This is a genomic window from Albidovulum aestuarii (genome assembly GCF_029961185.1).
In the GTDB taxonomy this organism is placed as follows: domain Bacteria; phylum Pseudomonadota; class Alphaproteobacteria; order Rhodobacterales; family Rhodobacteraceae; genus Albidovulum; species Albidovulum aestuarii.
Map to the genome: position 1 here is coordinate 55,620 of NZ_JASBQQ010000013.1, position 25,295 is coordinate 80,914.

At 60.6% G+C, this 25,295-nt stretch carries 22 protein-coding genes; 12 read left to right on the forward strand and 10 right to left on the reverse strand.

Features of this window, described 5'->3' with window-relative positions; translation table 11 throughout:
• Positions 1 to 123 precede the first annotated feature (123 nt).
• From petA to QKW60_RS20445, 3 genes are read left to right on the forward strand one after another with little or no spacing between them, the layout of a single operon-like run.
• Complete coding sequence (petA, locus tag QKW60_RS20435; RefSeq protein WP_282371498.1) at positions 124 to 687, forward strand: ubiquinol-cytochrome c reductase iron-sulfur subunit; 564 nt, start codon at positions 124 to 126, stop codon at positions 685 to 687.
• Between the two features lie 12 nt (positions 688 to 699).
• A complete protein-coding gene (gene petB, locus QKW60_RS20440; protein ID WP_282371500.1) occupies positions 700 to 2,022 on the forward strand; it encodes a cytochrome b in 1,323 nt (440 codons plus the stop codon).
• 19 nt (positions 2,023 to 2,041) lie between these two features.
• Entirely contained in the window at positions 2,042 to 2,830 is a 789-nt protein-coding gene (locus QKW60_RS20445) for a cytochrome c1 (protein ID WP_282371502.1), read from the forward strand.
• A gap of 93 nt (positions 2,831 to 2,923) precedes the next feature.
• Here QKW60_RS20445 and QKW60_RS20450 read toward each other — a convergent pair whose 3' ends face one another.
• Both QKW60_RS20450 and QKW60_RS20455 read right to left on the reverse strand, forming a co-directional pair.
• Positions 2,924 to 3,913, reverse strand: coding sequence for an NAD(P)H-quinone oxidoreductase (locus QKW60_RS20450; RefSeq protein WP_282371504.1), 990 nt, complete (start codon positions 3,911 to 3,913; stop codon positions 2,924 to 2,926).
• The gene (locus tag QKW60_RS20455) at positions 3,910 to 4,614 is read right to left on the reverse strand and encodes a COQ9 family protein (protein ID WP_282371506.1); all 705 of its coding nucleotides are present in this window, start codon (positions 4,612 to 4,614) and stop codon (positions 3,910 to 3,912) included. The genes QKW60_RS20450 and QKW60_RS20455 overlap by 4 nt, the downstream gene beginning before the upstream one ends.
• 106 nt (positions 4,615 to 4,720) lie before the next feature.
• On the opposite strand from QKW60_RS20455, the gene rpsU reads away from it, so the two are divergent.
• Positions 4,721 to 4,927, forward strand: coding sequence for a 30S ribosomal protein S21 (gene rpsU / locus QKW60_RS20460; RefSeq protein WP_010398727.1), 207 nt, complete (start codon positions 4,721 to 4,723; stop codon positions 4,925 to 4,927).
• Positions 4,928 to 5,063: 136 nt separating this feature from the next.
• On the opposite strand, the gene leuB is transcribed toward rpsU, so the two are convergent.
• Complete coding sequence (leuB, locus tag QKW60_RS20465; protein ID WP_282371518.1) at positions 5,064 to 6,173, reverse strand: 3-isopropylmalate dehydrogenase; 1,110 nt, start codon at positions 6,171 to 6,173, stop codon at positions 5,064 to 5,066.
• 258 nt (positions 6,174 to 6,431) lie between these two features.
• On the opposite strand from leuB, the gene QKW60_RS20470 reads away from it, so the two are divergent.
• Positions 6,432 to 6,869 carry a cupin domain-containing protein gene (locus QKW60_RS20470; protein ID WP_282371520.1) on the forward strand — a complete coding sequence of 146 codons (438 nt, stop codon included), beginning with the start codon at positions 6,432 to 6,434 and terminating at the stop codon, positions 6,867 to 6,869.
• A 106-nt stretch (positions 6,870 to 6,975) separates the two neighbouring features.
• Here QKW60_RS20470 and QKW60_RS20475 read toward each other — a convergent pair whose 3' ends face one another.
• The 5 genes from QKW60_RS20475 to QKW60_RS20495 all read right to left on the reverse strand — a co-directional run bounded on the left by QKW60_RS20475 (position 6,976) and on the right by QKW60_RS20495 (position 11,959).
• On the reverse strand, positions 6,976 to 8,082 hold the full coding sequence (locus QKW60_RS20475; protein ID WP_282371538.1) for an endonuclease/exonuclease/phosphatase family protein: 1,107 nt from the start codon (positions 8,080 to 8,082) through the stop codon (positions 6,976 to 6,978).
• Positions 8,052 to 8,891: a hypothetical protein gene (locus QKW60_RS20480; RefSeq protein ID WP_282371521.1), complete on the reverse strand. Its 840-nt coding sequence runs from the start codon at positions 8,889 to 8,891 to the stop codon at positions 8,052 to 8,054. The genes QKW60_RS20475 and QKW60_RS20480 overlap by 31 nt, the downstream gene beginning before the upstream one ends.
• Before the next feature lie 276 nt (positions 8,892 to 9,167).
• Positions 9,168 to 9,773 (reverse strand): 3-isopropylmalate dehydratase small subunit, encoded by a 606-nt coding sequence (leuD, locus tag QKW60_RS20485; protein WP_263741407.1) that lies wholly within the window; start codon positions 9,771 to 9,773, stop codon positions 9,168 to 9,170.
• 86 nt (positions 9,774 to 9,859) lie between these two features.
• Positions 9,860 to 11,278 carry a 3-isopropylmalate dehydratase large subunit gene (leuC, locus tag QKW60_RS20490; protein WP_282371522.1) on the reverse strand — a complete coding sequence of 473 codons (1,419 nt, stop codon included), beginning with the start codon at positions 11,276 to 11,278 and terminating at the stop codon, positions 9,860 to 9,862.
• 225 nt (positions 11,279 to 11,503) lie between these two features.
• Positions 11,504 to 11,959: a universal stress protein gene (locus QKW60_RS20495; RefSeq protein WP_263741409.1), complete on the reverse strand. Its 456-nt coding sequence runs from the start codon at positions 11,957 to 11,959 to the stop codon at positions 11,504 to 11,506.
• 162 nt (positions 11,960 to 12,121) lie between these two features.
• Here QKW60_RS20495 and QKW60_RS20500 point away from each other — a divergent pair, with 162 nt between their 5' ends.
• The 6 genes from QKW60_RS20500 to QKW60_RS20525 all read left to right on the forward strand — a co-directional run bounded on the left by QKW60_RS20500 (position 12,122) and on the right by QKW60_RS20525 (position 20,375).
• A complete protein-coding gene (locus tag QKW60_RS20500) occupies positions 12,122 to 13,024 on the forward strand; it encodes an NAD-dependent epimerase/dehydratase family protein (protein ID WP_282371525.1) in 903 nt (300 codons plus the stop codon).
• Entirely contained in the window at positions 13,021 to 13,653 is a 633-nt protein-coding gene (locus tag QKW60_RS20505; protein WP_282371526.1) for a sugar transferase, read from the forward strand. The genes QKW60_RS20500 and QKW60_RS20505 overlap by 4 nt, the downstream gene beginning before the upstream one ends.
• A gap of 152 nt (positions 13,654 to 13,805) precedes the next feature.
• Positions 13,806 to 15,722: a polysaccharide biosynthesis protein gene (locus tag QKW60_RS20510; protein WP_282371527.1), complete on the forward strand. Its 1,917-nt coding sequence runs from the start codon at positions 13,806 to 13,808 to the stop codon at positions 15,720 to 15,722.
• A 363-nt stretch (positions 15,723 to 16,085) separates the two neighbouring features.
• Positions 16,086 to 16,538 carry a hypothetical protein gene (locus QKW60_RS20515; RefSeq protein ID WP_282371528.1) on the forward strand — a complete coding sequence of 151 codons (453 nt, stop codon included), beginning with the start codon at positions 16,086 to 16,088 and terminating at the stop codon, positions 16,536 to 16,538.
• 108 nt (positions 16,539 to 16,646) lie between these two features.
• Complete coding sequence (locus tag QKW60_RS20520) at positions 16,647 to 19,292, forward strand: calcium-binding protein (protein WP_282371529.1); 2,646 nt, start codon at positions 16,647 to 16,649, stop codon at positions 19,290 to 19,292.
• 105 nt (positions 19,293 to 19,397) lie between these two features.
• The gene (locus tag QKW60_RS20525; protein ID WP_282371531.1) at positions 19,398 to 20,375 is read left to right on the forward strand and encodes a glycosyltransferase; all 978 of its coding nucleotides are present in this window, start codon (positions 19,398 to 19,400) and stop codon (positions 20,373 to 20,375) included.
• Positions 20,376 to 20,382: 7 nt separating this feature from the next.
• Here QKW60_RS20525 and QKW60_RS20530 read toward each other — a convergent pair whose 3' ends face one another.
• Together QKW60_RS20530 and QKW60_RS20535 are read right to left on the reverse strand one after the other, a co-directional pair.
• Positions 20,383 to 21,201 carry a hypothetical protein gene (locus QKW60_RS20530; protein WP_282371532.1) on the reverse strand — a complete coding sequence of 273 codons (819 nt, stop codon included), beginning with the start codon at positions 21,199 to 21,201 and terminating at the stop codon, positions 20,383 to 20,385.
• Positions 21,198 to 23,498, reverse strand: coding sequence for a rhamnosyltransferase WsaF family glycosyltransferase (locus tag QKW60_RS20535; protein WP_282371534.1), 2,301 nt, complete (start codon positions 23,496 to 23,498; stop codon positions 21,198 to 21,200). Before QKW60_RS20535 ends, QKW60_RS20530 begins: the two co-directional genes overlap by 4 nt.
• 280 nt (positions 23,499 to 23,778) lie before the next feature.
• Here QKW60_RS20535 and QKW60_RS20540 point away from each other — a divergent pair.
• Positions 23,779 to 25,295 (forward strand): M10 family metallopeptidase C-terminal domain-containing protein (locus tag QKW60_RS20540; protein WP_282371536.1); only part of this gene is annotated, 1,517 nt, incomplete at its 3' end.

A 25,295-nucleotide genomic window follows, 5' to 3' on the forward strand; every position in this document is an offset into this window, starting at 1 on the left:
GCGCCCGATTGTCCGCTGGACGGGCTTGAATTTGGCCGCTAATAACCGCCCGGGAAGGCTGCGGGCAACTGCGGCCCATTCGTCGCAGGACCGGCCCGCCGGTCGAAGAAGGGAGAAAGTTTCGTGTCCCAAGCTGAAGACCACGCAGGCACCCGGAGGGATTTCCTCTATTATGCCACCGCTGGCGCCGGGGCGGTCGCGGGCGGCGCCGCCGTCTGGACCCTCGTCGATCAGATGAATCCATCCGCCGATGTTCAGGCGCTGTCGTCGATCTTCGTCGACATCTCGGGCGTCGAGGTGGGCACGCAGCTGACCGTCAAATGGCGCGGCAAGCCGGTTTTCATCCGCCGTCGCACCCAGGAAGAGATTGACGCGGCCCGCGCGGTTCCGCTGGCCGATCTGGTCGATCCGGCAGCCGAGAATGCCAACAAGGGCGCCGAGGCCGATGCGTCGGACGAAAACCGCACTTTGGACGAAGCCGGCGAATGGCTGGTGATGATGGGCGTCTGCACCCATCTGGGTTGTGTGCCGCTGGGCGACGGTGCGGGTGATTTCGGCGGCTGGTTCTGCCCCTGCCACGGCTCGCACTACGACACTGCCGGCCGGATCCGCAAAGGTCCTGCGCCGACCAACCTGCCGGTGCCGGTCGCGGCCTTCACCGACGAAACCACGATCAAGCTGGGCTGAGGGGGCTAGAAAATGGCTGGTATTCCGCACGACCATTATGAGCCCAAGACGGGCTTTGAGCAGTGGCTTCACCGCCGCCTGCCGATCGTGAGCCTGGCTTACGACACGTTGATGATCCCGACACCGAAGAACCTGAACTGGTGGTGGATCTGGGGCATCGTCCTTGCTTTCTGCCTTGTTCTGCAGATCGCGACCGGCATCGTCCTCGCGATGCACTACACGCCGCATGTCGATCAGGCCTTCAAGTCGGTCGAACATATCATGCGCGACGTGAATGGCGGCCACATGCTGCGCTACATTCACGCGAACGGCGCGTCCTTGTTCTTCCTTGCCGTTTATATCCACATCTTCCGCGGCCTCTTCTACGGCTCGTACAAGGCCCCGCGGGAAATCACCTGGATCGTCGGCATCCTGATCTTTGTCGCCATGATGGGCACCGCCTTCATGGGCTATGTGCTTCCCTGGGGCCAGATGTCGTTCTGGGGAGCCACGGTTATCACCGGCCTCTTCGGCGCGATCCCGGGCATCGGTGAGCCGATCCAGACCTGGCTTCTGGGCGGACCGGCGGTGGACAATGCCACGCTGAACCGCTTCTTCTCGCTGCACTACCTCCTGCCCTTCGTGATCGCGGCGCTGGTCGCCGTCCACATCTGGGCCTTCCACACCACGGGCAACAACAACCCGACCGGTGTTGAGGTGCGTCGTGGTTCGAAAGCGGAAGCCGAGAAGGACACGCTGCCCTTCTGGCCCTATTTCGTGATGAAAGACCTCTTCGCGCTGGGCGTGGTTCTGGTCGTCTTCTTCGCCATCGTCGGCTTCATGCCGAACTACCTTGGCCATCCCGACAACTACATCGAGGCGAACCCGCTGGCGACGCCCGCGCATATCGTGCCGGAATGGTACTTCCTGCCCTTCTACGCGATCCTGCGCGCCTTTACCTCGGATGTCTGGGTCGTGATGCTGACGAACTGGGTGACCTTCGGCATCGTTGACGCCAAGTTCTTCGGCGTGCTGGCGATGTTCGGTGCGATCGCGGTCATGGCCATCGTGCCGTGGCTCGACACCTCGAACGTGCGTTCTGGTCAGTACCGGCCGATGTTCCGCTGGTGGTTCTACCTGCTGATCGTCGACTTCGTCGTTCTGATGTGGTGCGGCGCGATGCCGGCCGAGCCGCCCTACTCGATCATCTCGCTGATCGGGGCCGCCTACTGGTTCGCCTATTTCCTCGTGATCCTGCCGCTTCTGGGCGTGATCGAGAAGCCGACAACCCCGCCGGCGACGATCGAGGATGACTTCAACGCGCATTACGGCGCAAAAAGCACTCCGGCCGAGTGAGCGGAAAGGATTGATTGAGATGCTGAGAAAAATCGCAATCGCGGCCGTTTCCGTCCTCGCCCTGTCGGGCGCGGCCTTTGCGGCCGGTGGCGGAGAGCAGCATATCGAGGATGTGGACTTCTCGTTTGAAGGCCCGTTCGGGAAATATGACGAGCACCAGCTGCAGCGTGGCCTGCAGGTCTATACCGAGGTCTGCTCGGCCTGCCACGGCATGAAGTTCGTGCCGATCCGGTCGCTCTCGGACGAAGGCGGCCCGCATCTGCCGGAAGACCAGGTGCGCGCCTACGCCAAGCAGTTCACCGCCATCGACAGGGATACGGGCGAAGAGCGTGAGGCAACGCCGAACGACTTCTTCCCGAAATCCGCGCTGGAGAACGCGCCGGACCTGAGCCTGATGGCCAAGGCCCGTGCCGGGTTCCACGGGCCCTATGGCTCGGGGATCAATCAGTTCTTCAAGGGCATCGGTGGGGCGGAATACATCTATTCGATCCTTACCGGCTATACCGGCCATGAGATCGAACAGGTCGGCACGACGTTCTATGAGAACACCGCCTTCCCAGGCGGCCTGATCGCGATGAACCCGCCCTTGTCGGATGGCCAAGTCGAATATGCCGATGGGCATGAAGCGACAGTCCATCATATGGCCGAGGACGTGTCTGCTTTCCTGATGTGGGCGGCCGAGCCGAAGATGATGGCGCGCAAGCAGGTCGGCTTTGTCGGCGTGCTGTTCCTCGGGCTGCTGACGGTGCTTCTGTACCTTACCAACAAGCGGATCTGGGCGCCCCACAAGGGCAAGAAACAGGCCTGATCACCGGAGCCGGGGGCGCTGCCCCCGGAACATTTCGGGCAAGATGAAGATAGGACGCGCCTTTCGGGGCGCGTTTTTCTTTTGCGGGGAAGGTTACCGCACCTTCAGGACGATCTTGCCAATATGTCCCGAGCTTTCGATGCGCCGGTGCGCCTCGGCGGCCTGATCGAGCGGGAATTCCGAATCCATCACTGGTGCGAGGCGTCCGCCTTCGATCAGGGGCCAGACATGGGCGCGGAGTTCCGCCGCGATCCTTGCCTTGGCGAGGTCACTTTGAGGCCTGAGCGTGGAGCCGGTGATGGTCTGGCGCTTCATCATCATCGGCGCGAAGTTGATCTCGGCCTTCGGGCCTTGCAGGAAGGCGATCTGAACCAGCCGCCCGTCCTCGGCCAGCGCCCTCAGGTTGCGCGCGATATAGTCGCCACCGACCATGTCGAGGATCACATCCGCGCCGCCCTCCGCCTTCACGATTTCGACGAAATCCTCCTCGCGGTAGTTGATGGCCCGCTCAGCGCCGAGGTCCTTGCAGGTCGCGCATTTCTCGGCCGAGCCCGCGGTGGTGAAGACACGTGCACCAAGGGCCGCGGCGATCTGGATCGCCGTCGTGCCGATGCCGGAGGACCCGCCATGGACGAGGAAGACCTCGCCCGCCTTGAGGCCGCCGCGGATGAAGACATTGGACCAGACCGTGTAGCAGGTCTCGGGCAGGCAGGCGGCCTCGCGCAGATTCATGCCCTTCGGGATCGGCAAAGCATGGGCGGCCGGGGTCACGACATATTCGGCATAGCCGCCGCCGGGCAGGAGCGCGCAGGCCTCGTCGCCGACCGTCCAGCCGGACACATCCGGACCCAAGGCCGCGACCCGGCCCGAAGCCTCCAGCCCCGGCAGGGGCGAGGCGGAGGGCGGCGGGGCATAGGCGCCCGCGCGTTGCAGCGCGTCGGGCCGGTTGACGCCTGCCCAGTGGACCTCGATCAGGATCTGGCCGGGGCCCGGTGCGGGTACGGGCACCTCGACCGGGGTCAGCACCTCCGGCCCACCCGGTTTGGATATTTCGATCGCCCGCATCGTCTCTGGCAGCGTCATGCGCCCTCCTTGCCCGTCATCCGTCCCGGCAGGTCGTCGGGTGCGCCGGATGGAGCCCGAACCCGCTCAAGTACCTTCATCGGTCCGGCCAGAACCCGACCCAGAACCGGATTGTCCCGCACCTGCGCCTTGAACTTCTCGAACCGCATCACATCCTCGATCCGGCGGTCGAGGAACTCCCATGTCGCCGTATGCCCCTCGCTGTCGTCGCCCATCCAGTAGAGGACGACCGAGGAATAGACCGCAGAGAGTGTCGCGCGTTTGGAATACCAGTTGATGTCGTCCGACGTATCGCCAAGGGCGCGCCAGATCGCATCCACCGTGCCCCATACAAGCGAGGCGCCTGTCGCGGCATTCTGCGGCAACGCGAAGAGCGCCGCGCCGCGTCGCACGAGTTCCCGGTCCGCCCCTTCAAGGCGCAGCCGGACGGCCAAAGCCACGCGGTCGCGGAATCGCAGCGTGGCGAGATCTTGGCCCTGAAGCGCGGCCAACATCGCCGCGTCGTCTGCCTTGTGATAGGCAACCGCAAGGTCGAGCGCAGCGCGCGGGAAGATGGCGCGGGCAAGATCGGGGGAGATGCCGGTATCCTCGCAGGCCGCACGGAACGTGGCGTCGGACCAGCCGTCGAAGACCGCGTGGTCAAGGGCGGCCGCCATCAGCCGTTCCTTCGCCAAACCGATATCGAAGCCCTTGTTTTCCATGACATGCCTCCGCCCATCACCCCATAGACAAAAGCCGGGGCCTTTGCTATAGGGGCGCCTCCTGCAACTGATTGCAACTCTAACTTAGGAAGGTGGTGACAACCACATGCAGGTCAGCGTTCGCGACAACAACGTCGAACAGGCGCTTCGTGCTCTGAAGAAAAAACTTCAGCGCGAAGGGGTTTTCCGTGAAATGAAGCTCAAGCAGCATTTCGAGAAACCCTCCGTCAAGAAAGCGCGCGAGAAGGCCGAGGCCATCCGCCGTGCCCGCAAACTGGCACGCAAGAAGGCCCAGCGCGAAGGCGCTCTCTGAGGCGACTGGAACAGCTGGCGGGGGCAACCCCGCAAAGACGATCAACCCCCGCGGCTTGCCACGGGGGTTTTTCATTTTCGCATCAGATAGAAATAGGGGCACCGGGTGGCGCCCCTTCAAATTCAGTCGCGGCGTGTCAACCGAGCGAGGCGTCCAGCGCCTTGACAACAGCGTCGCCCATTTCGCTTGTCGAGACGGGCTTGCCACCCTCCGGCCCCATCAGGTCGGCCGTGCGCAGACCCGAGGCCAGAACCGCCTCGATGGCGCCTTCCAGCCGGTCGGCTTCGGTTCCCTGATCGAAGGAATAGCGCAAAGCCATCGCGAAGGAGAGGATGCAGGCGATCGGGTTCGCCTTTCCTTGGCCAGCAATGTCGGGGGCCGAGCCATGGACGGGTTCATAAAGCGCCTTGGGGCGGCCATTGGCCATCGGCGCGCCGAGCGAGGCGGAGGGCAGCATGCCCAGAGAGCCGGTCAGCATCGCGGCACAGTCCGAAAGGATGTCGCCGAAGAGGTTGTCGGTGACGATCACGTCGAACTGCTTCGGCCAACGGCAGAGCTGCATCGCGCCGGCGTCGGCATACATGTGGGAAAGTTCGACCTCGGGGTATTCCTCGTCATGCACCTTCTGCACGACCTCGCGCCAGAGGATGCCCGATTCCATCACATTGGCCTTCTCCATTGAGCAGACCTTGTTGTTCCGCCGCTTCGCGAGTTCAAAGGCCGACCGCGCGACGCGGGCAATCTCGGATTCAGTGTATCGCTGGGTGTTGATGCCCACGCGCTCATTGCCTTCGGTGAAGATGCCACGCGGTTCGCCGAAATAGACGCCCGAGGTCAGTTCGCGGACGATCATGATGTCGAGACCCGCCACCACATCGCGCTTGAGCGACGAGAAGTCGGCCAGCGCGTCGAAGCACTGGGCCGGGCGCAGGTTGGAGAAGAGGTCCATTTCTTTGCGGATGCGCAGCAGGCCGCGCTCAGGCTTTACCGCGAAATCCAGGTTGTCGTATTTCGGCCCGCCAACCGCACCCAGCAGGACCGCGTCCGCCGCCTGCGCCTTGGCCAGCGCCTCGTTCGTCAGGGGTACGCCATGGGCGTCATAGGCCGCGCCGCCGATCAGGTCTTCTGTGACATCGAATTTGAGCCCGCGTTTCGCGCCGAACCAGTCGATGATCTTGCGGACCTCGGCCATGACTTCGGGGCCGATCCCGTCGCCGGGCAGGATGAGGATGGAAGGATTGGCCACGTCGGGGCTCCTTAGCCGTTGAATTGGATCAAGGGCTCGCCTAGCCAATGCCCGCCGCAGGGTCAAGCAAAGGGCGCGTGCCATGCTCGAATTTCGCGCGTTTTTTTAGATATCCCGATACCGTGTTATACTGAAATGGGAGCGCGTCGGTCATCCGCGACGTATTCAAACAAGAAGACGCGGATCGGCAAAGTTCGAGGCGGTATTTCAACTGGGATCTGGCTTGTCGAGCGGAACAAGCGGAACCAGGAGGATGAGATGAACTCGACAAAGACCGTACTTTCCGGCGCGGCTGTATTTGTTTTCGGGATACTCGTCGGACAAATCAATATCGCAACCGTGGCGGCGCAGGAGGCCTATCCGACGGATAATGTCGGCATCGGAATCACGCAGTTGGGCGTAGTGCCCGAGGACTCCATGATCCGGCAAATTGGTACCGATGGCTATTTCCTGCAATTGCGTCTGGCGACGCTGGAACCCGGTGGTCATGTCGCCCGGCACCAGCACGACAAACGCCCGGGTCTGGTCTACACTCTGGAAGGCTCTTGGACAGAAGGGCGATCGGATGGCGAAACCGAATACCCTGCTGGACAGGAAATCGCCCTCGTCGAAGCCGCCGATACGGATCACTGGTTTTACAACAGAGGCGATGAGCCGGTAACGGTAATAATTTGCGACATGGGGCTCGCCCAATAGCAAAGGCGCGACGTACAAATATGTCGTTCAGATGAGTTGGTTGCCCGAAGTCTCGGACGCGCGGGTTTGTCGTGTCGCAAAATCCGGTCTTTGTTGGCACTCCGGCTCACTGCGCTTCTATATCGACCCAGACGAGGCGGTGGCGCGAAGCAGCCTCTACCGTCGGTGCGCTGATGCTGTCCGGTTTGGGCCACCATATGCCCGACCCAACGATCCGAAGATCGGCGGAGGGCAGAACGTAGTCCACACGGAGATTGCCGGGGCCCGGGTCGTCGGGCCAGTCAGCGGTGTCGAGCGATGGGTCGCCGCGATGTGCCTTGTTCGCCCCCCCCTGACGGGTCGCCTGCGTGCCGCCGACGCTGTTCGGCAGCGGGTCGTGAAAGCGTAGGTCGGACAGCAGCGACAAGAGCGCCTCGGGCCGTCCATCGCCATCGACCGGGTCTAGATTGGCGTCGCCAAGCAGGACCATCGGCGGCTCGGGGGTAGGGGCGCTTAGCGCTCCGTCAAGAAGCCGAGTCCAGAACGCAGCCTCATCGTGGTTACGTCTGCCGTTGCGGTCTTCCGGCCCGTCAAAGACCGGCGGCGTGGCATACCAGCAGAGAAGCGTCAGCCGCGCGCCGTCAGGCATAACGATCGGCACTGCCCAATGTCCCGTCGTCGACAGGCGTTGAATCTCCATCACCTCTTCCGTCAGGCCCGCCCCACCGATCAGTGCGCCGGGCAGGTCGCGCCAGAGGGTATCCGAATAGTCGGCGACGTCCTCCTCGACGATGGGCAGGCGTGACAGGATTGCCATTCCATCCGCCCCCGCGAAACGCCCGTAGCCCTGAGCGTCGCCGGGCCCGCCGGTTTTGCCATCGCCGTCGAGGTCCAGACCTGTAGCCCGGCCGGTATTCGGCCGAAGAGCAAAGCGGTAGGGGTATTCGGCGTCCAAAGCCGAGAGCCGGTCGGCCAGGGCCGCAAGGGCCAGACCATCGAGATCGTAGTCGAACCCGGTCAGGAGGATAACGTCAGGCGCCGCGCCCGCGATCACGTCCGTGACCGCCATCACCTGCTTGTCCTTGCCCGACAGGATGTCGCGCAGCAAGAGACCGGGTCCTTTGCGGTTCAGATCGACATTGTAGGTGGCGATGCGCAGCGTTTCAGCGGCCGACGGTCCCGCCGCCAGCAGGGCTGCCAGGATCAGGCCGGCACCAGCTCCGCGTCGGACGATGCCGCGCTGCTGCGCTTGCGCTTCTCTGCAATCATGCCCGCAATCCGGCCCATCGCGATGCCGCGCATGAAGAGGGAAGCAGGAAGGAAAGCCCATGCGGTCATCATCCAGATCAGCGTTTGCGGGCTTTCCAGCGTCACCGGCGAAAAGGCGAGTGACGCGAGTTTGACCGCGGCAGGGATAATGAACGGCAGAAGGAAGCCGAGTGCAATGTTGAACCGCGAATCCCGTTGAAGGCGACTGACCACATCGCCGCCGGTCGTCGGATCGAAGGTCGGCAGGTTGATCCAGACATTGAAGCTGCCCATACGGTTGGGCCAGCCAATGAGCCGCATGGAGATCACGAAGAAAATCAGCGTGAGGAGCGATATGACATAGGCAATACCCGATGTCGTGCGCACGAGGATCATGTGTTCAAGGCTCATCCCGTCGGGAAGCATCAGCACAACCAGCCGGACCGGGCTGTAGGGCACGTCGATAACGGCACCGATACGGTTGCCGATGGCCTCGACAAAGGTGGTCAGGGTCGTCGGGGCGGCCTGGCCGCGCACGATGGTCGACAGGACCAGAACGGTCACGAACAGCGACAGGAAGCGCAGGCGGTTGAAGGGAGGTGCGTCTCGGAACTCCACAAGGCCGGGATAGGTGGAGGCATATTCGAAGAAGGTGAGCGCGGCGGCAAAGAGCGCGACCAGCGCCACAATCTGGGTCGTATCGGACGACACACCGGGAAGCATGAGCGACGGCGTTGCGATCAGCACAACGATCAGCAATGCCCTGACAACCGCTCCGGTGAGCTGCGAAAACACGTCCCTATTCCCCTCGCATGGCCGGAACCGGTTCATTGCCGAATCTCTGGTCCAACGCGGGCTCGCCATCAGCGGCGAACTGCCTCATCGTGACCGAGCATGCGCGCAATTCCGCCTCCCCATCAACTTTGGGTTAAGGTTAATGCTGGCAATAAGGCGTTTTCGTGGAAGAACTGGTGCGGCTTTGCATCAATTTCTGCGCAAAATTCCGCCGAATGACCTAACGGAAAGGGCCGCCCGGCAGGGGCGGCCCAATATATTGTGGTTTGAATTGTGTCAGACCCAAGGCCGAGCCTGAGCTGCCTCATTTTCGAACCGGTCGATGGCAGGCGCTTTTTCGAGCGTCAGGCCGATGTCATCGAGGCCATTCAGGAGGCAGTGCTTGCGGAACGAATCGACTTCGAATCCAAAGCTTTGCCCGTCGGAGGTGGTCACGGTCTGCGCCTCAAGATCCACCGTCATCCGGGCGTTCGCGCCCTTGCGGGCATCTTCCATCAGGATATCGACCTGCTCTTGCGGCAGGACGATCGGCAGGATGCCGTTCTTGAAGCAGTTGTTGAAGAAGATGTCGGCGAAGCTCGTGGAGATGACGCAGCGGATGCCGAAATCGAGAAGCGCCCAGGGGGCGTGTTCGCGGCTTGATCCGCAGCCGAAATTGTCACCGGCCACAAGGATCTCGGCATTGCGGTAGGCAGGCTGGTTCAGCACGAAGTCCGGAATTTCCTTGCCGTCCTGGGTAAAGCGCATCTCGTCAAAGAGATTGGCGCCAAGACCGGACCGCTTGATCGTCTTCAGGAACTGCTTGGGGATGATCATGTCGGTGTCGATATTGACCAAGGGCATCGGCGCAGCGATCCCGGTCAGGGTGGTGAACTTGTCCATCGGTTCTGGTCCTTATTCGGTGGCGGGCACCCGTCCCGTTTCGGTATGGCCTGCGTATGGCATCCGTCGGGACAGGGCGCGCGCTGTCATACCGTTTCGTTCATCATCTCGCGCACATCGGTCAGGTGACCGGTGACCGCCGCCGCCGCCGCCATTGCGGGGCTCATCAGGTGGGTGCGTCCGCCCCGGCCCTGACGGCCCTCGAAGTTGCGGTTGGACGTGGCTGCGCAGCGTTCACCCGGCGAGAGCTGGTCGGGGTTCATCGCCAGACACATCGAGCAGCCCGCGAGCCGCCATTCGAAGCCTGCGTCGAGGAAGATCTGCGCCAGCCCCTCTTCCTCGGCCTGCGCCCGCACAAGGCCTGAGCCCGGCACGACCATGGCCCGCATGCCGTCCTTGATCTTCTTGCCCTTCAGGATTGCCGCCGCGGCCCGCAGATCCTCGATCCGGCCATTGGTGCAGGAGCCGATGAAGACCGTGTCGATCTTGATGTCGGTGAGCTTCTGCCCCGGCTTCAGGCCCATATAGTCAAGCGAGCGCTGCGCCGCCTCGACCTTGCCGCCCTTGAAATCCTCGGGGTTCGGCACCGTACCGGTGATCGGCAGCACGTCCTCGGGCGAGGTCCCCCAGGTTACGACCGGGGCGATATCCTCGCCCTTCAAGGTCACGACCTTGTCGAAATGCGCGCCCTCGTCGGTCTTGAGCGTTTTCCACCAGGTCATCGCCGCTTCCCACTGCGCGCCCTTGGGCGCGTGGGGGCGGCCCTTCACATATTCGAAGGTCTTCTCATCCGGCGCGATCAGGCCCGCGCGGGCGCCGCCCTCGATCGCCATGTTGCAGACGGTCATGCGGCCTTCCATCGAAAGGTCGCGGATCGCCTCGCCGCAATATTCGATGACATAGCCGGTGCCGCCGGCGGTGCCGGTCGCGCCGATCACCGACAGCGTGATGTCCTTGGCGGTCACGCCCGGACGCAGCTTGCCGGTGATCTCCACCTTCATGTTCTTAGACTTCTTCTGGATCAGCGTTTGCGTCGCCAGAACATGCTCCACCTCGGACGTCCCGATTCCGTGGGCGAGTGCCCCGAAGGCGCCGTGGGTCGCGGTGTGGCTGTCGCCGCAGACCACGGTCATGCCCGGCAGGGTCCAGCCCTGTTCGGGACCGACGATATGAACGATGCCCTGACGGATGTCGGAGACGGGATAGTAATGCACGCCGAATTCCTTGGCGTTCTTGTCGAGCGCCTCGACCTGAATGCGGCTTTCCTCAGTCATGGTCGCGGCATTGGCCCGGTCGAGCGTGGTGGGCACGTTGTGGTCGGGCACCGCGATGGTCTTTTCAGGTGCGCGCACGGTGCGGCCGGTCATGCGCAGGCCTTCGAAGGCCTGAGGCGACGTCACCTCATGCACGAGGTGGCGGTCGATATACAGAAGGCAGGTGCCATCGTCCTGGGTATCGACGACATGGGCATCCCAGATCTTGTCATAGAGGGTCTTGGGGGACATCGGTCCTCTCCGGTTTTGTGGAATCCAAAAGGCGACAGGAAGGGGTCCCGATCAAAGTCGGGCCAGCACCGTCATCGTCGCGCCGAAGAACCGCCAGGGCAGACGCGCACGATCATCCATGTCGAAAATCCGTTTCATGGCGTTGCAGATACACCGCCGCCCTGAGTCCCGCAAGGCCGACAACATTCCGCGCCGCGACTGCGCGCGTCGCCCGAACATGCCGGATCAGGTGATTGCTTCCAGCCGTTCCTTTGACATTTCGCCCGGCACGATGGTGATCGGGATCGGCAGGCTTCCCGAATTCTTCGACATCTGCGTCACCAGGGGCCCCGGGCCACCCTTTTCGGTGCCCGCGCCGAGAACGAGAACGCCGATCTCGGGGTCTTCGTTGACCTGGGCGAAGATCTCGTTCATCGCCTCGCCCTCACGGATCACCAGTTCCGGCTCGATCCCCTGCCGGTCGCGCATCCATTTTGCGAAAACCTCGTAATGCGCCTCAATCCGTTCGCGCGCCTCGGCGCGCATGATGTCGGCCACGCCGATCCAGTGCTGAAACTCCTCGGGCGGGATCACCGAAAGAATCGTCACCCCCGCACCGGTATGCGCGGCACGAAGTGCTGCATAGCGCATCGCATTCAGGCATTCGCGGCTGTCATCGAGAACCACAAGAAACTTACGCATGAAACTCCCCCGTCAGGCCGCGCGATCATGGCGTGTCATGCCGCCCGAGGCAATCCTTGGCGTGACCGGCGATCCCAACCTTCACGGGGGCTTCGCTCGGGGCGACACTGGTGTTATGCCGGATATATGGTCAAGGCGACCGGCGTATCGTCAGGAAAAAACATGCCGCAAGCCACGGCGAACACATCCGGATGCACTGAAAAGGTGCTGGTTGTCGGGGGAACCGGGCGGCTTGGCGGGTTGCTTCGGCTGGCCTGGGCGCGCCGGGGCCGAGAAGGGCTGATCTGGCAATCGCGGAGCGGAGGCGGGGATGCCGTTTTCGACCCTCTCTCTGATCCGGTCGGATACGCGCGGGCCGCCACCGGCGCCGATGTCATCATCAATCTCGCGGGAACGACCGGAGGCGATCCTGCCGTGCTGGCGCAAAATCGTGATCTGGCGCTCGCTGCGGTCGCGGCGGCACAGGCGACGGGTGTGCCCCATGTTTTTCTGTCGTCCAGCGCAGCTGTCTACGGACGCGGTTTAACGGGTACCCACGAAGATGCCGAAGTCGCGCCGGTTTCGCCCTATGGCCGGGCCAAGCGGGATATGGAGGAAGCCGTCCTAGACCGTGCCGTTGCTCTCGGCGTCACCTGTCTCAGAATCGGCAATGTTGCCGGGGCGGACCAGTTGCTGGGGCAGCAACATTCCGACGGGCCGCAGATGCTCGATATCTGCGCTGACGGGAGGGGCCCGCGGCGCAGCTATGTCGGCCCGCAAGCGCTTGCCGCGATGATTGACCGGATGATCGGCGCGGTCCGCGCTGGCCGCCGTCTGCCGGATCGGCTCAACGTCGCGCTTGAAGGGGCGGTGAGCATGGATAGCTTGCTGGAGGCTGACGGCAGGGTTTGGGCACCGCGCCCAGCACAAGCGATGACGATTGCCGACCTTTGTCTCGACACGACACTGCTGGGGCGGGTCATTGGTCGGCCTGCGCGGGCCGATGCAGGTGCGATTGTCGCCGATCTGAGAGAACTGATGCCGCGGGAGCACGCGCGCCCGGCCGGTCTGCGGAGCCGGGCATGACGGTCTGGAAACGGGTATTCGACCTGCTCCTGGTGCTGCTGCTTCTGCCGGTGTTCTGCGCGATAGCGGCTGTGGTCGCTTTCTTGGTTTTCGTTCTGGACGGCCGCCCAATTCTCTACGGCGCGGAACGGATGCAGACGCCGACCCGCGCTTTTACGCTCTGGAAGTTCCGGACCATGCGCGCGGTCGCCAAAGATTCAGGTGTATCCGGCGGCGACAAGGAAAGCAGGGTCACACCGCTGGGCCGCATTTTGCGACGTCTTCGCCTGGATGAACTGCCACAATTGTTCAATATTTTGTCGGGCGATATGAGCTTCGTCGGCCCTCGTCCACCGCTGAGGGTTTATGTCGAGGCGTTCCCTGGGCTCTATGCCGACGTTTTGCGGGCGCGACCCGGCGTAACGGGCCTTGCCTCTGTCCTCTATCACCGGCGTGAAGAAAAGCTCCTCGCCGCGTGCAGAACCGCCGCCGAAACCGATCATGTCTATCGCACACGCTGCATCCCGATCAAAGCCCGCCTCGACATCCGCTATCTGCGGCACCGGTCGCTGTGTCTCGATCTTGTCGTATTGGGCAGAACCATCCGGTCGGTCGTTGAGGCGCTGATCGAGTTCCGGGTCGTCCGGTAGCCGGGTGGATATTCGCCGATAGTTTGATCAACGGTATCTGGCCCTTGCCGACAGTCGCGGGAACGGCGAAGAAAGGGGCGGCGGGACTCAACCATAGGCCGAGTTCCGCGGGTTCAAACTAATGAGCAGTCAATGGTACGGATGAAGAAAGCATGACGTGGGCCAGGCTCGTGTTGTCGCTGACACCTGCCCGCAAGCGGGCGGTGTTCATCGCGGCAGATATGGCGATGATCCCGGTTGCCTATGTGTGTGCTTTCGCAGTTTTCAACAGTACATTTGCGCCGCTCAAGGAGGTCGCGCACAACGCCACGCTTCTGCTGATGCTGTGTTCAGTTGCCCCGTTGCTGTCCATCGGACTCGGTGTCCCGGACTTTCGCCTCAAGGATCTTGGTCGCCCGGTTGTCGGGCGGCTTGCGGTATTCTCCGCTCTGCTTGGTTATGTGGCCTATGTATTTGCCTCGGTTGGCGAGCTTGGTATCCGCCCCGGCTATCATATCGTGTTCAGCCTGACCTATCTTGCGCTGATCGGGGGCTGCCGGGTCGTCATGCTTCACCTTCTGCTTTCGATTTATCGTAAAAGTGCATCCGTAACGCGGGTACTGATCTATGGCGCGGGCCAGGCCGGCATGGCGCTTGCTGCGTCCTTGCGTGGACGCGACGACATCTTTCCCGTTGCTTTTGTCGATGACAATGCGGCCCTCAACGGATTGGTCGTGGCGGGTCTGCCTGTCTTTCCGGGCAGGTCGCTCGACGAGGTTGCAGTCCGGCTGCGGGCCAGTCGGGCGATCCTCGCGATGCCTTCAGCTTCCGCACATCGGCAGAGTTTTCTGTCGCGTCGACTGAAGCGGCTTGGTCTTGAGGTGCAGACTGTTCCCGCTTTCTCACAACTTATAGGCGATGAGGGGCTGGTCGAACGGTTGGTGCCGGTCTGCGTGCAATCCCTGATGAGCCGTGACGCGGTCGAAGGTCCGGCATTGGCTGCGGAATGTCGCGCGTACCGTGGAGCCAGCGTTCTGGTGACCGGCGCCGGAGGGACGATCGGTCTGGAACTGTGCCGTCAGGTCCTGGCTTGCGGACCCCGCACGCTTGTCCTTTTCGAGTTGAACGAGTTGGCCCTTTATGCGGCCGAGCGGGAAATGCAGCTCTTATCTGACGGCGCCGTCGAGGTCGTGCCCGTTCTGGGATCGGTCTGCGATGCCACCCTTGTGGCAAGAACGCTTCGGTCGCAGGCTGTCGATACCGTTCTGCACGCCGCTGCCTACAAACACGTCCCGTTGGTCGAACTGAATCCGGCTGCGGGCCTTGCCAATAATACGTTGGGCACCGCGACGATGGCGCAATGTGCGCGGGATGCCGGGGTCGGGCGTTTCGTTCTGATTTCTTCGGATAAGGCGGTTCGCCCGGTCAACGTCATGGGCATGTCCAAACGTCTTGCCGAATTGGTGGTTCAGGACCTTGCTACCCGTTGCGGGCAGACCCGGTTCTCGATTGTCCGCTTCGGCAATGTCCTGGGATCATCGGGCTCGGTCCTGCCGCTCTTTCAGGACCAGATCGCAAGCGGTGGTCCCGTCACCCTGACGGATGAGCATGTCTCACGGTATTTCATGACCATCGAGGAGGCTGTCGGCCTGGTGCTTCGGGCAGGCAGTTTTGGTAAAGGTGGTGAGGTCTTCGTCCTCGACATGGGCGAACCTGTACGTATCCTTGATCTTGCGCGGCGGTTGATCCTTGCTTCGGGCCATTCCGTTCGCGATGCGGATAATCCGGACGGAGACATCGAAATCGTGACGACCGGCCTGCGCCCGGGGGAAAAGCTTCATGAAGAATTGACGGTGTCGGACAAGATATCCGGCACAGCGCATCCCAAGATCGCGGTCGTACACGAACCCATTCTGTCCGAAATCGAGATGGCTGCGGTCCTGAGGGATTTGCGCGAGGCGCTGCATGCCGACGATGACACCGCCCTTTGCACTGCTGCGCGCTACTGGGTCCACGAGCGCGATGTAGCGGTTCCGGAGCGGAGATCGGAACGGTTTCCCACAGGTGCAGCACCAATAGCGGCGAACTAGGCAACGCCCGGTTCGTCTCCTAGCGCCAACATGATCCACCGATCGCGCATGTCTTGAGGGTGCGGCGTGCTTGATACGTCAGCCAATCTCAATTGTTGTCACCACTGGTCTTCGGCCCGGCGAGACGCCGCACGAGGTGCCGTTAGCTGACGGGAATGTCTTAACCATTGCGAATTCCCATATGGCTAAGACGGCTCTGCCGACATCATGGAGCGGCGCCTGCGCGCAATGCACGCGACATTCGAATCGCATTCGTGGTGGCGGACGTAACGGCCGGGATTGATACACCATGACCCAAGCTTCTGGACTCAGATGCTGAGAGGTGACAGATGTGGTGCGAACGAAATCGGTTAGTTGCTAAGCATGTTTGGTAAAAGTCGGCGCAGCTCGTCCGCCTTTCACTTTGCCAAACTGGCCTTTCTGGCGCCAGCTTGGCTGGCAGGTTTGGCGCCTGCTATGGGGAACGAATCCAGATTTGAGCTCGGCGTAACGTGCCGCCACGGCGGCGTCTCTGGATATGTGTCGGCCGAGCTTTGTACCCTATTTCAGGATCGGCTCGCCCTTGCATTTCCTCGCCACAGGATCGTGCCAGACCCCAGCAAGGGAGAAATAGACTGTAGCGCCGATCTTATCATTCTTCGGTCCGGATCGTCCCGGACCGAGGCCCAGATCATCTGGCGGACGAAAACGGAAAGTATGGTTGGACCGCTGCTTGGCACGGCGGTCGCTGACAAAGATATTGATACCAATGATCTCGCGCTTTTTTTTGACTTGTTGATTGTCCAGACACCCCCGCCGGAAGGATTTTTGAAATAGCGCTGGTGGAAGTGGCGTTTCTTTCGCACTCGGGACGCTGTTAGTCCGATGTGAAGGTTCTTGGAGCAAAGTGCGCCTGCCCCATTGTCCAGGGCGGGATGAAGACACGTGACAAATCTTATACATACCGGGACATTTCTGGGTGCGCCGCTGATATTTCCCGTTGGCGCCAGCGAGATCACTACGACCGGTTCAGGTTCGTCCTTGCGGGTGGCCATCGTCGATTACGGTGTTGGAGTAACGACCGTGTTCAACGTCGTCTCCGGTGCGATCGGTAGTGTTGTTGGGCAAAGCAGCCACTCCAATGCGCGCACCGCTATCTCGACCGGTGGTTTTAGCGGAACGGTTCTGACCGATACAGTGACGGCCGTTCTCGCCGGCGGCCCAGGCGGATCCGTCTCCGCCTACCTAACCGCCGGGGCTAATTTCGACCAGAAGGTCGAGCTTGCATCGCTCGCAATCGGTGGGCAGACATTCCTGTTCGCAGCCGCGTGCGGCGGATCCGGGTTCTCTGTCCTCAATGTGCAATCGGGCGCCAGTCTGACGCTGGTCGCGGATGTGGCCGATACGGTCTATACCTATGCGTCCGGCATAGCGTCGCTCGCGACCGTACAGATTGGCACGCGGAGTTTTGTCTTTTGCGGCTCTGCAACAGAAAGCGGCATTAGCGTTTATGAAGTGGCATCGAACGGGACTCTCAGCACGGTCGATTCAGTCGGGACAGGTCAGCTTGTTTCGACGGAAGGGGTAACGGACCTTGCGATCGCAAGTGTCGACGGCGTGTCCTATCTTGTTGGTGCCTCTGCAGTAAGTTCAAGTCTGACGGTCTTCGAAATAGCAGCAGATGGCTATCTGACGCCGGTCGATCACGTGGTGGACGATCTGGCGACACGGTTCCAAGGTGTGTCTGTCATGGACGTGGCCACCGTGAGCGGCCGCGTTTACGTCGTCGCGGCGGGAAGCGATGGCGGTCTGACGCTTTTGACGCTGCTGCCGGGCGGGCAACTATTGCACCTGCAAAGCCTCGCTGACACTGCAACATCCGTACTGTCAAACATCTCAGCAATACGCATCGTCCCGGTTGGACCTGAGCTTCAGGTATTCGTCACCTCGGCCAGCGAGGCAGGAATGTCGATGTTCCGGATCGATCTCTCGAGTTTGGGAGTAACGATGACCGGATCGATCACCCAACTGACCGGGACATCGAAGGATGATGTGCTCGTCCAGGTTTCCGGAAACGCTATCCTGTCGGGGGGAGCCGGTGCTGATGTGCTTCGCGACGGCACCGGAGCGGACCAGCTTCATGGCGGGGCAGGGGCCGACACCTTCATTTTGGTCGCCGATGGGGTCGCCGATGTCATCATGGATTTTGAGCTTGGAAAGGACCGGATCGACCTGTCGTTGCTACCCTATCTGCGCAACGTGAACCAGCTCACCATCACGCCGATCGCGGGCGGGGCGACGATCCTTTATGGAAGCGAGCTACTGACCGTTCTAACCGTTGATGGCCGATCACTGACGGTTCAGGATTTTTCGACCTTCGATCTCTTGAATCTGACGCGGTTTCCGGTTGCCCGCGCAACGCCAAGAGCAGTTTGGCATGGAACGGCGCTCGACGACACGCTCTTGGGAACATCGGACGATGAGTTGTTCGTCGGGCTTGAAGGCAATGACGTCTTTGTCGGCGGAGGTGGCGCTGATGAGTTCGACGGAGGATCGGGATTTGATATCGTGGATTACTCCACTGAAATTGCGCCTGTCACGATCGACCTGATGTCGCTGCCTCAGAATGCGGGGGCGGCGCCAGGAGATATTTTCGTGTCGATCGAGGGGGTCATCGGAACATCGGGAAACGACATCGTCCGTACCGACAATGCGCACAATCAGCTTTGGGGCGGAGACGGCCATGACTTTCTTGATGGCCGGGGTGGTCACGACACGATCTGCGGCGGACTCGGCAACGACTCGATACTCGGGCGAGATGGGGACGACGTGCTCAATGGCGACGACGGGAACGACATCATCTCAGGTTCCCTGGGTAACGATCTCATCTATGGCGGCGGCGGAAATGATGAAATCGGCGGAGGTGATGGAACGGACACGATCTATGGCGGTTCGGGCAACGACGTGATCGGTTCCGGTTCAGGCCGTGATCTGATCGACTGCGGGCTTGGCAATGACATCGCTAGCGGAGGCTGGGGGCACGACACTCTTTTCGGCGGACCGGGGAAAGATAATCTCGCGGGTAGCTACGACAACGACTTAGTAACCGGAGAGGCGGGTGACGACAGTCTAGGTGGCGGCGACGGCGACGACACCTTGGACGGGGGGAGCGGGAACGACCTTATCGGTGGCGGGCCGGGAAACGACTTAATACTTGGCGGCGATGGTGACGATTTTCTGGGTGGCGCAGACGGGGACGATCAGATGTTCGGTGGCGCCGGCAACGATACGCTGAACGCCGGCGCTGGGAACGATGAACTCGACGGTGGGATAGGTGCGGACACATTCGTGTTCGCAGAATACGCGAGTGGCGAGGTTGACATAATCGTAGGCTTTGAGGATGGCCTGGATATGTTGCGGTTCCTCAATCTGCCGGGGACAAGTGCTGCTGATAAATTTACGGCACTGACGATCGAGATTGTCTGGGACGGATCGGAATACGTTGCCGAAGCGAGCTATGTCGGACACGCGATCCGGCTTCCCGGAATCGGGCCCGGGCAACTCGATTTTGATGATTTCGTTTTCTTCTAGAATTCGATTCTATTAGGCGAGTTTTGGTTTTGCCGCGCTGGTAAACGGTGGTCGGGCGCGAATATTTGAACTATAATTTGGTCTAATTCCATTTGTAGGTGATGAATGACCGTTTTCGGCAAGCAGGTTCGCGACGCCGCAAGCTCTGTTGTGCCAACGGCATGTCATGTCGTTATCGTTATGGCCATTCGCGATGGCAGAAGCTGTTTGCCGCAGCAACTTGAAAGTATCCGCGCCCAGAGCCATCGAGATTGGTCGCTGATTGCAAGTGATGATGGATCGAGCGACGGCAGCGACGACATCGTTGCCAACTTTGCGTCCCGGATCGCGGAGAATGCGGTGCTAAGGCTTCAGGGACCCTGTCGTGGCTACGCTGAAAACTTCCTGTCTATCCTGCGCAGGCTTCCGAAAGATCAGTTCTGGATCGCATTCTCCGATCAGGATGACGTATGGAAACCTGATCGACTAGAACGCGGTATCCTGGCCTTGCGCAATCTGCCTGAGAATGTTCCTGCGCTTTATTGCGGTCGGACGTGGATTACCGATCATGACTTAAAACCGCTGCGCTTGTCGGCCGCGCGACCTCGCCCTCCAAGTTTTCGCAACGCACTTGTTCAGAACATTGCAGCTGGCAATACAATTCTTCTGAATCCTGCCGCATCCCGCCTTGTCCGCGACGCAGCGCATGAGGCTGGCGAGGTTATTGCTCACGACTGGTGGACATATCAGCTCGTAACAGGTGCAGGCGGCACAGTGGTGCACGACGATGAGCCAACGGTGCTCTATCGTCAGCATGAAGCGAACCAGATCGGGGCGAATGACGACTTCCGAGCACGTCTACGCCGGGTTCACATGATTCTGTCGGGTGAATACCGGCGCTGGAACGATGTTAATTGCGCTGCCCTGAATGCGTCTGCCCATCGCTTGACAGCAGAGCATCGTTCGATACTTGCCGATTTTGACGCTATACGAAGCGCATCCCTCTTTCGTCGGTTAAACGGGGTGGCGCGGCTGGGCCTTTACCGACAGTCGCGACTAAGCACCGCCGCAATTTGGGTATCAGCGATCCTGCGTCGCCTTTGATGCGAAGCTATTGTGCTGGAGCCTCGACATCAAAACCAAAGGTCGCCTTAAGTTGCTGTGCCTGCCGGTCAAACAGTTCCGTCACGAGAGCCCGACGTTCCACCGTCTTGCCGTCATCCGGTAGACCGGTCTTTTTGAAAGCCTCGCGAAACATCTCTCGGACATTGTCTGGCGCGATCGATCGGTCAGCGATGGCATGGGCAATGCGATCGCAGTCCTCCATGCGTAATGATGGATTTGTCACGTCTCGCGGGACTCTCCAGTCGATTTCCGCAGCATTGAGAAACGGTTCAAGGGAGGGCCGGATGGCCGTGTGACGAGCGATTATGGGGCGCTTCGGTGCCACCTGTTTCGCCCATTCAACAAGAAAACCCGCCGTGTTTATCACCTTGCGGCGCGCCTGTGCAAAATTCGCAAAATCCTGCCCGTCATATGCCTCGCGCTTTGCGAGGTATGTCTCGAAGTACTGTTTCATGAACTGAGAATAGTCGCCGAAGACAACATCGCTGAATGGGCGCAGAAATGCGAGGACTATGAGATCGGTTCCCGTTCCCACCACAAATCTGGTGAGTGCTTCTCCGCTTTCCGGACGTGACAGCAGGTCCTCGTGAGAAAGGATCACAGTATCTGCGTTTTCAAACATTGCTTCGAACACCGAGGAATCGAGCTTGCCGATTTCAGCAGCGTTGCCTGGATGCTTGTCGCCGTTATGTGGGTAGTTGACGCCTGCAGCCGAAAGGCTGGCGCTGTTGCGCAGCATGACGCGCTGGAGATACGTTGATCCGCATTTCGGTGCACCGATGTGAAGGACGACCCTGCGGCTCATGGGTGATCAACCTGAACAAGACGCCGATTTAGTTCGAGGGAAATCTTTGAAACGACCTCATCGAGCGGATCGCCGATCCGGCGCAAATCGATCTGCCTTTCTTCCTCGCTGACTGGACCACTATTCCAGGCCTTGCGCAGCGCGGCCACCAACGATTCGACCGATGCATCGGCTGAAACAATAGACGGACAAAGGACGCTGAGATCCTTGGTCGCGAAGCCGTTGGTAACCACGCGCGCGCCAGCTGCGGCCATCTCGATTGGCGGGTGGCTGGGATGGGGAGACAACATGAGTGAAAGGCCCACATCTATTTCAGACAAGTAATTGGGATACGCGTCCCAAGGTATCTTCCCAAGACTTTTTAGAATGATTGAATTTGGGAGCCGTACGGAGTTGTGTTTCAGCCCGATGGAGACGAGTTCGACGTCGTCGTCCCTAAGCCCTTCTTCCTCTATGAATTTTGCCAGTACCTCGATTGCCATGGAGAACATGTTTCGCGGCACTTCCGGGCGACCGTAGAGTGCAAGCCTGCGCCGAGTTGACCGCAATGTTGACGCAGAGTGCGCGAAACGCGTCACGTCAATCGAGGGGTGGAAGACCCAAGCGTCGGGCGTTGCAAACGCGAAACCCTGTTCAGCGAAGTGGTCGCGTAGAAGCGTCGTATTGAAAATGGGGCGGAAGTCCATTTCGTAGCTCGCCTTGGCGTCGGCGAATTCACTGCCCCACGCATAAAATGCCGGTTCGTAGTCTTGAATGAGATACAAAAACTGCGACTGGTGAAATCCATGGCTTCGTATGGCCTTTTGGGCGACGTATGCCGTCCACCATGCCGTCGCAATGAATGCATCGTCGCGATGCATTTCGATTGTCCGACGGGTCACGCCGCATACCAGCGTGATCCGCTCGGCTGATCCATTGGCGCATGTACGCTCCTGCAGACGTGCCAGAATGAAGTCGCGGGAAACACCGGTTGATGAAATCGGAAGATCGGTCGCTACGAAACGGACGTCATGCCCACGTTCTGCCAGTCCCAAGCCAATGTCGATCGCTGTGACAATACCAGCGAATATCTCGGTTGGATTGAGCGTTGGGACGAGTACATTGACAGCTGGGCGGTCGGACGAGAACTCAGGTTGCCACCTAAGCAGTTTGCGCTGGTCAATGATACCGGTATACGAGGATGCGACACGCTCAGGTGACTGCTCGCTGCGGCGGTCGCCGGGAGGTAGGCCCGGCGATAAACTGTAGAGCCGGTTGTCGAAACTCGTGACCGCCTCGGTGAGGCCGTCGCCAAGTGCGCGGCGGACGGACCAAACGACGCGGCCTGTGGCGATCACGGAGAATGTCGCGGCCGTGAGCGCGAGATCACGATGACCCGCCAATAGGAGTCTGACGGCATCCAGACCATGCGCCCCGGCTCCTCTAAGCCGATTCAGGTATGGCTTCAGCGGCAATAGCTTTTCGCCGTCGCCCTCGGCTTCTTTCGCCGCGATTACCTCGTGCATGCGCAGAACGACCGATTTTGCGAGATATCGTGCCAGCCCGTAAGAGGCAGCCTCGCGCCGCAGCCAAGTCAGTGACGGCTGAAAAAAAGCTGAACCGCTGCTTCGATCCACGGCGCCGATTGCGTTCGTTCCGTGCTGACGGTAGTCGACCAACGGTTCGTCGATGAGATGCACGCCGCCCGAGCAGTGAGCTATCAATCCCAACCAGAGATCATGATAAAAATGGACGCCGCTTTGCGCGGGCAGCGGAAGGGCGATTTCAACTAGCCGTCGGCGCATCAGGACCGTCATGCCGGTGACCGTGTTACGATAAAGGGAATCTCTCAGCCTCGGCCTCTTCTGGCGCTTTTCATAAGCGAACATGGAAGGGTGCAGAACTTCATCATCCTGACCTATGAGACGGGCATCGCTGTGCACGAGATCGGCGTTACTTTCCCGTATCGCCGTGACGCCTTTTGACAATCGGTCCCGCCGCCAGATGTCGTCCTGATCGCTCAACGCGAAAAGTGTATCCGGGCCGGAAAAGCTCAAAGCCTCCTGAAGGCCGACTTCAAATGCACGTACGGCATCGAGCGGTGCCGGTGGCACGAGTATCCGGTAGTTGAGCCCCGCCGTGTCTGCCAGTGTTCGGACAAGTAGTTCCGACGTTTGGTCGGCAATGACGAACAGCACATTGACATCCAAATGGTCCTGTTTCGCGATGGACCCGATCTGTTTTTGGAGGAATGTCTCATGCGGCCGAAACACAGCCATGACGACGCAGACAGTCGGTGAGGTAAGATCACAGGTCAATGCAAAGCTCTGTACAGACAGGCGAGGGTAAAGAGGTTCCTATTGCAACAACAAGACCTAGTGCAACCAGCGAGTTTACTGACGGCTCCTCAAGACGCGACGCATCGCCGATCCGGTCGCAATTTCCAGCTGTGCCATTTTATTGTCAAAAAGGGTGGATAGCGTCGCCGAGATTCCGCCTTGGACCTTAACTGTTGCGCGAATGGATACGAATTTGCCGAATAACCTCTCATCATTGCAAATGGCGCCCCTTTCCTCGACGGCGCCTCAAACGACACCGATGTCCGGCTTCCTCCCTTCCGCGCAGTTCGTCGAAGTTGGCGATGCCGCCGCGAACACAAGCACTAGTTACACGATGTCGGTCGGCGATACGTTCAGCGGGGCTGTGAGTGGGTCCGGCGATGTCGACTGGGTTCGCGTCAATCTGGTCGCGGGTCAGACATATGTGTTCACTGTCTGGGGTACCGGCGGTGAGACGGCCGGATTGGATGACACAATACTCTCGCTGTACAACAGTTCCGGCACGCTGATCAGCGTCAATGACGACGTGCAGCCGGCCGTCGGAAACCTCTTTTCGCAGATCACTTACACGCCGACGACGAGCGGCACCTACTATCTGGGTGCTGCCGCCTTCGGGAGCGAGACCGGGACCTACACCCTGCAGGCGGCAACCAACGTCTACACGTTGGATCAGGTCGTGACGCAGCTGACCGATTTCGGCTGGGGGATTCCGGTGCCGATTGCACATGATGAGCGCACCGGCGACACAATGACCGTTAACCTGACCGCCCTGACAGCAGCGGGCCAGCAGCTTGCGACATGGGCGCTTGAGGCGTGGACGGTCGCCACCGGCATCACGTTCGTGCAAGGCACCACCGGCGCCGATATCATTTTCGACGACAACCAGTCCGGCGCCTTCGCAGGCCCGACTAGTTACAGCCCGATCACCGGTACAATCTTTCAGGCCTCTGTAAATGTGTCTACGAACTGGCTGGCGTCGTATGGCACGACGCTCGACAGCTACTCGTTCCTGACTTACCTGCACGAGATCGGTCACGCGCTTGGGCTTGTCCATGCCGGCGCATACAACGGGACTGCCAGCTTCCCGTCCAGCGCGACGTTCCTGAACGACAGCTACCAGATGACGGTGATGTCGTATTTCAGTGTGGCCGACAACACCTACATCAGCGGCACTGACGCGAGCCCGGTAACGCCGATGATCGCAGACATCGCGGCTGTGGAGTATCTCTACGGAACGACTGCGGCAGCCCATGCGGGTGATACGACCTGGGGTGCGAACTCTAACGTTGGTGGATATCTCGGGACGTTGTTTGGTTATCTTTTCGATGGTGTAACCCGCAATCCTTCGGTTTATGGGGGCGGCCCGGTGTCGCTCACCGTACATGACAGCAGCGGATCGGACACAATCGACCTGAGCACAACGACTGCCGCGAACCGGGTCGATCTGGCTGAGGAAGCAATATCAGATGTTGCAGGACTGTTCGGCAACATGGTCATCGCGCGGGGGACGGTGATCGAGAATCTTCTGTCCGGGTCCGGCAATGACACTTTGTCAGGCAACGCGGTTGCGAATCGCATCGAAGCCGGGTCCGGGCATGACGTTGTCCGGGGATTCGACGGCAACGACCGCCTGGATGGTGAGGACGGCAACGACACGATCATGGGCGGGATCGGCAATGACGCGATCCTCGGTCGTGCTGGCAACGATCTGCTTTACGGCGAGAACGGCAATGACAACATCGCGGCCTCGGACGGCAATGACACGGTCTATGGCGG

Coding starts and splice junctions, on each gene's coding strand:
- petB (WP_282371500.1), top strand. CDS start 700: ATGGCTGGTATTCCGCACGACCATTATGAGCCCAAGACGGGCTTTGAG.
- QKW60_RS20505 (WP_282371526.1), top strand. CDS start 13,021: ATGACGGTCTGGAAACGGGTATTCGACCTGCTCCTGGTGCTGCTGCTT.
- leuC (WP_282371522.1), bottom strand. CDS start 11,278: ATGTCCCCCAAGACCCTCTATGACAAGATCTGGGATGCCCATGTCGTC.
- QKW60_RS20445 (WP_282371502.1), top strand. CDS start 2,042: ATGCTGAGAAAAATCGCAATCGCGGCCGTTTCCGTCCTCGCCCTGTCG.
- QKW60_RS20495 (WP_263741409.1), bottom strand. CDS start 11,959: ATGCGTAAGTTTCTTGTGGTTCTCGATGACAGCCGCGAATGCCTGAAT.
- QKW60_RS20500 (WP_282371525.1), top strand. CDS start 12,122: ATGCCGCAAGCCACGGCGAACACATCCGGATGCACTGAAAAGGTGCTG.
- QKW60_RS20450 (WP_282371504.1), bottom strand. CDS start 3,913: ATGACGCTGCCAGAGACGATGCGGGCGATCGAAATATCCAAACCGGGT.
- rpsU (WP_010398727.1), top strand. CDS start 4,721: ATGCAGGTCAGCGTTCGCGACAACAACGTCGAACAGGCGCTTCGTGCT.
- QKW60_RS20530 (WP_282371532.1), bottom strand. CDS start 21,201: ATGAGCCGCAGGGTCGTCCTTCACATCGGTGCACCGAAATGCGGATCA.
- QKW60_RS20525 (WP_282371531.1), top strand. CDS start 19,398: ATGACCGTTTTCGGCAAGCAGGTTCGCGACGCCGCAAGCTCTGTTGTG.
- QKW60_RS20455 (WP_282371506.1), bottom strand. CDS start 4,614: ATGGAAAACAAGGGCTTCGATATCGGTTTGGCGAAGGAACGGCTGATG.
- QKW60_RS20515 (WP_282371528.1), top strand. CDS start 16,086: ATGTTTGGTAAAAGTCGGCGCAGCTCGTCCGCCTTTCACTTTGCCAAA.
- QKW60_RS20510 (WP_282371527.1), top strand. CDS start 13,806: ATGACGTGGGCCAGGCTCGTGTTGTCGCTGACACCTGCCCGCAAGCGG.
- QKW60_RS20470 (WP_282371520.1), top strand. CDS start 6,432: ATGAACTCGACAAAGACCGTACTTTCCGGCGCGGCTGTATTTGTTTTC.
- leuD (WP_263741407.1), bottom strand. CDS start 9,773: ATGGACAAGTTCACCACCCTGACCGGGATCGCTGCGCCGATGCCCTTG.